The following is a 3,537-nucleotide window of genomic DNA, read 5'->3' as shown; positions in this document are numbered from 1 at the left end:
GAGGCCGCGTTGTCGGAGGCCGCGTTGTCGGAGGCCGCGGACGTCGAGTTGGTGCGTGCCGTACTGCTCCTCGGCGGAGTCCCGTGGGGCGAGCTCGACGACGGCGTGCAGCAGGTCCGGTTGAAGCTGCTGGAGACCCAGGCCCGGCAGACCGGAGAGGTGATCCGCAAGCGGCAGGCGTGGCTGTCGGTCGTGGCGTCCCGCGTCGCCGTCGACTGGCACCGGGCCCGCGCCCGCGACGCCGGCCTGCACGAACGGCTGGCCGCACGCTGGCAGCAGCGCCCTCCGGTGGAGCACTCGGAGGAGGACAGGTTGCTGGCCCTGGCGGTGGCGGACGGACTGGAGGGGCTGCCCGGCGTACAACGGCAGATCCTCGCCCTCCGCTTCTACACGGATCTGCCGGTACGGGAGATCGCACGGCTCCTCGACATACCCGAGGGCACGGTCAAGAGCCGACTGCACACGGCGGTCGCTGCCATCGGGGCACGGCTGCGAGAGATGGAGGTGATCTGAGGTGACCTATCAGCCCGAGTCGGACGAGGCCCTGCTGCGCCGGGCCTTCGCCCTGATCGGCGAGGAGGCGGGACGCCCCGACCCCGTCTCCTCGACACCCGTCACAGAGGGACGGGTGAGCGGCGCCGATCCTCAACTGGCCGGTGCCGGGCCGGTTCCGACCGGCGGCCCGAACTCCCGTACGGGAACGGTGTGGTGGCGTCGGCGCGGGGTCGTCCTGGCGGGCCTCGTCTCCGCCGCCGCGCTCTGCGCCGGTGTCCTCGGGTCCACCCTGATCGACGGCGGGACGACGAACGCCGGCTCCGATCGGTCGGGTGGCGGCGAGAACGCGTCCGGCAAGGGGCAGACGCTCCTCGAATGGATCGCCTGCGGGCGGACCATCGCGGAAGGGGACGTCGTGGCCGTGAAGCCGTCCTCAGAGGCGGGCCGGGTCGTCGTGACCTTCGACGTCCAGGACTGGATCAAGCCGACCCGGGGCGCGGAACGCATCACCCTCGACGTGGTGGACCCCACCGAGGCAGGCGTCCGTGAGCCCTGGAAGCAGGGGCAGCACCTGCTGATCGTCGTCCCGGAACGGCGCGACCAGGAGACGGACGTCTTCCAGGGCGACCAACTCCAGTCGTATCGAGCCAAGATCGAGCAGGGCCTGCCCGACGCGGCGGGCACCGAATGCCCTCCCGAGTGGAGGGATACGCCGGGGCAGGGGTAGCCGACGGCCGGGCGGCCGGAAAACACGTGGCTGATACCAATCGCTTTGAAACGATTAACTCTTGACCGCGTGCGAACACAAGTGCGCTAATCGTGGCTTCAGTTGCCCGGGGGAAACACGCAACTGACCACATCTCGGCGGGGCGACCGACCGACCATGCCTCGCCGAGACCTCGCTCGCCCGCTGTCCGGTGGCCGCCATGGGCTGTTAGCCCACGCCCACCGGACCGGCGACACGCGTCCCCTCGGGCTGCTCGAGCCCGACCGCGAGTGAAACGAGGGGAACCGTGTCACCAGCCTCTGCGGCACCACCGAGATCCGTGCAGTCCCACCGCCGAAGGGCCGGCATCGCCGTCGCCCTGTCCGGCCTCACCGTCATCGCCGCCGCGGCCGTCACCTGGGCCGCGGCGACCGACAACCTCGTCCCCACGAACAACTACACCGTCGGCTGCCTCACCGGCATGTCCGGCGGCACCGTCTGCCGCACCGACAACGCCGACGTGACCTACTACATGGACAGCGGCGGCAACGACAAGCTGGAGGACATCGACAAGGCGAACGTCCGGGTGGCCATCCAGGAGTTCCACGACAAGACCGACCTGAAGGTCAGCTACGACTCCTCGCCCTCCTGGGCCGGGGACTCGGAGACGGACATCTACTACGCCGAGGCCACCGTCCCGGGCAGCGACGAGGGCCTCACCTGGTGCAACGACAACAGCCCCGGCGCCTTCAAGTGCGACCAGCAGTACGTCCGTATCGAGGGCGGCGGCCACTACAGCCCCGGCCTGTCCTGCCACGAGACCGGTCACGCCGTCGGCCTGCTCCATGGCGCCGAGGCCTCCCCCAGACTGCCCAACCAGGACTCCAAGCTCGGCTGCATGAAGAAGACACCCGGGTTCGCCGACGGCCTCGGCACGAACAACCGGGAAAACATCAATGCCAACTACTGACGGGGCCGCAGGGAACACGGGGGAGAGCATGGAGAACGTGGAGAGAGACACGGCGGCCGCGAGGCGTGCCGTGGAGGACGGCGACAGCGCGGGGCAGGGCGCGACCGTAGAGCGGGGCTCGAACGCGGAGCGGGGCGACACCTTGAACGGGGCCGCGGCCGGGGCCGGAAGCGTGGCGACCGACGGTGAGGGCGACCGCCGTGTGAGGCGGCTGAGCCGCGTCACGCGCCTCGCGACACTCGTCGGTACGGCCGCCGCCGTGACCGCCGCGGCGGTCTGCGTGACGGCCCTTGTCGCGCGGGACCCGTCGCGCGCCGAGGCGGCCGGCGGGGCCGCGACGTCCGGCGGTCTGATCGTCACGCACGGCAGCGACCGGCATCCGAGCCAGACGGCGGCGGACTGGGTGACCTACGCCGACCACGTGGTCGCCGTGACACCGGTCGCCGAGCGGGAGATCAGCCCGACGGCCGAGGAACTGGAGCACGGGGAGGGCCTGATACTGCGCGACGTGACCCTCCGGGTCGACGACGTCCTCTGGTCCAGCGACACCCCGGGCAAGCCGGCGCCGGCGTCGTTCGCGTGGGTGGCGCACGGCTGGCAGTTCACGGGCGGCGACACCGCCCACCGCGAGAAGATGACCGGCGAGGACCAGCCCAGGATCGAACTGGGGCACAGCTACGTCATGGCCATCGAGTGGCAGCCCCCGGTGTGCGCCGAGGGCGACGACGAGATACCCGGCCAGTGGCGGGGCCTCGGCAGCGACTCGAACATCCCCTTCGACGGCAAGGTCCTCGGGCAGGGCGAGTCCGAGGGATCGGTGACGTCGGCGGCCCGCACCCTGGCCGCGGCGAAGGCCGAGGACGACCCGGAGGACCCGAACCACTCCCTGGAGGACCAACTCACCGGCAAGGGCGCCCCGGACCTGGCCCGGGCCCTCCAGAACGCCGAGCCGACCGGGACCACCTCGTCCCCGGCCTCGGACGCCGCGAAGAAGGGCGCCGCCGCCCGGACCGAGGCGACCACCGCCTGCGAGTAACCGCCGGCCTCACCTGATCCATCGCCGCAGGGGGCGCCTGCCCGGCCCAACGGGCGGGCCCCCCTGCGCACATCCGCTCACCCGGCCCGGGAAACACGTCGGCGCCCGAGCCGACCGAAGCCGACCCGAGCGCCGCACCGCAGGTCAGAGAGGCAGTGCCTCACCCGCGAACCGTAGGCCCTGTGGGACTCGAACCCACAACCAATGGATTAAAAGTCCACTGCTCTGCCAATTGAGCTAAGGGCCCAGGCGATGTTGCCTACCCGAGCATAGCCGGACGCGGCCGGGACTCCGATCGGGTATCGGTGACCCGGCCGCGTCCGGCTATGC

General features: G+C 71.3%; 4 protein-coding genes and 1 tRNA gene. 4 read left to right on the top strand and 1 reads right to left on the bottom strand.

Translation table 11 applies throughout. From position 1 onward, the window contains the following. Positions 1 to 9: 9 nt before the first annotated feature. From AOK23_RS30680 to AOK23_RS30665, 4 genes are all read left to right on the top strand, one after another. Positions 10 to 513, top strand: a complete 504-nt coding sequence (locus tag AOK23_RS30680) for an RNA polymerase sigma factor (protein WP_055715834.1) — start codon at positions 10 to 12, stop codon at positions 511 to 513. A 1-nt stretch (position 514) separates the two neighbouring features. Further along, positions 515 to 1,222: a hypothetical protein gene (locus AOK23_RS30675; RefSeq protein WP_055715833.1), complete on the top strand. Its 708-nt coding sequence runs from the start codon at positions 515 to 517 to the stop codon at positions 1,220 to 1,222. A 319-nt stretch (positions 1,223 to 1,541) separates the two neighbouring features. Next, positions 1,542 to 2,171 carry a hypothetical protein gene (locus AOK23_RS30670; protein WP_240496640.1) on the top strand — a complete coding sequence of 210 codons (630 nt, stop codon included), beginning with the start codon at positions 1,542 to 1,544 and terminating at the stop codon, positions 2,169 to 2,171. 37 nt (positions 2,172 to 2,208) lie between these two features. Beyond that, a complete protein-coding gene (locus AOK23_RS30665) occupies positions 2,209 to 3,207 on the top strand; it encodes a hypothetical protein (protein WP_157878202.1) in 999 nt (332 codons plus the stop codon). A gap of 174 nt (positions 3,208 to 3,381) precedes the next feature. On the opposite strand, the gene AOK23_RS30660 is transcribed toward AOK23_RS30665, so the two are convergent. Continuing rightward, positions 3,382 to 3,454: transfer RNA gene (locus AOK23_RS30660), tRNA-Lys, on the bottom strand. Positions 3,455 to 3,537: the final 83 nt, after the last annotated feature.

Source organism: Streptomyces torulosus (assembly GCF_001419765.1).
Lineage (GTDB): Bacteria > Actinomycetota > Actinomycetes > Streptomycetales > Streptomycetaceae > Streptomyces > Streptomyces torulosus.
This window is presented reverse-complemented; position numbering and strand designations above follow the sequence as displayed.